The 1,226-nt window shown below is 65.6% G+C and carries 2 protein-coding genes; both read right to left on the bottom strand.

The window, feature by feature from the left end; genetic code table 11:
- Positions 1 to 89: 89 nt before the first annotated feature.
- Entirely contained in the window at positions 90 to 740 is a 651-nt protein-coding gene (locus tag BRO63_RS04435) for a hypothetical protein (RefSeq protein WP_003050322.1), read from the bottom strand.
- A gap of 76 nt (positions 741 to 816) precedes the next feature.
- Positions 817 to 1,077, bottom strand: a complete 261-nt coding sequence (locus tag BRO63_RS04430; RefSeq protein ID WP_003050326.1) for a hypothetical protein — start codon at positions 1,075 to 1,077, stop codon at positions 817 to 819.
- Positions 1,078 to 1,226 lie beyond the last annotated feature (149 nt).

Raw genomic sequence — 1,226 nt, 5'->3', positions numbered from 1 at the left:
CGAGCCGCGGGAACATGAGGGCCATGGAAGTCTCCTGGTTGGCGGGGAGGAAACACGGAAGCACGCCAAGGCGTGCCTCCGTGGGTGGGTCAGGCCGCTACCACTTCCGGCGTCCAGATCTTGGCCGGGTATGGATAGGCGGTGAGCACATCACTGCGGATCAGCGAACCCAGCGCCAAGGTCAGCGCCGGCACGTCGATGGCTAGCCGATGGCCTTCCAGCGGCCCGAGGGCGAACGGAAGGCGGGCCAGCATCTCGCGGCTTTGCAGCAGTTCCAGCACGGTCTCGCGCCAGTGGTCGAGCAGCGGCAATGGGCAGGTGTCCCGCACCAGCATCCACAGGCGGTCGAGCCGGTGGGCGCTGTCGCGCGGCAGCAGTGCCAGTGCGCTGGCGTTGGCCTTGTCGGGCTTGACGCAGCGGCGGTCGAACAGCCACACGTTGGACAGCGAACCGAACAGCGTTCGCCGATAGGCGCGCGTGACGCGCTTTTCCAGGCGATCGACGTTGCCGATGAACACCGGGACGCTGCCGCCCTGGTCGGTGATGATGTGGAACTGGTCCAGTCCCTGCTCGTCGCGCCCGAGGGTCAGGCGAGCCAGGAACTGCTGGACGGCGGTGTCGCGCGCCCAGATGGACAGGAAGATCAGGTTGCCCTGGTCATCGCCGACGCAAGCGTCGGCCATCACGTCCGGGCATTCGTCGATGCGGTACAGCGTGGTGGAAGAAGTGTTTGCGAGCATGGTGGTGTCCTCGGATTAACGGGAACAGCACCGCCCGCTGGGGCAAGTACTGCCCCAGGGGGTGGAAGAAAAACGCTCAGTCCGGCTCGAATTGCCGGGTGTGCGGGTTGAAGTGAAGCGCCTCGTCCACCGCCGTGATCGGCGTGAAGCCGTCCAGGTAGATGTTGTTGAGGTACTGATCGCGGTAGGTCAGTGCCTGCCGTGCCTGTTCCTCGGTGAGGCCGTTGCTGATGAAGTACTCCAGCATCTCCTCGTCGGAGGACACTTCGTCGTTGGACAAACTTCCTTCAACGAGTGCCAGCAGCGAGGGTGAGAGCGCAGCCAGGATCGGGTCCATGTTGGTTCCTCCTGGCTCAGGCCATCAGCGTCGCGGCGGGAGCCGTGACAGCCGTGGGTGTGCGCCGCCGTGCGTGGTAGGCGCGAACGCCTGCACGCCAGTCGGCGGACTGCTCCGGTGCGAGGTCCAGATAGGACAGCGGGCACGAG

This window comes from Achromobacter xylosoxidans (genome assembly GCF_002192695.1).
Taxonomy (GTDB): Bacteria; Pseudomonadota; Gammaproteobacteria; order Burkholderiales; family Burkholderiaceae_B; genus Achromobacter; species Achromobacter xylosoxidans_C.
This window is presented reverse-complemented; position numbering and strand designations above follow the sequence as displayed.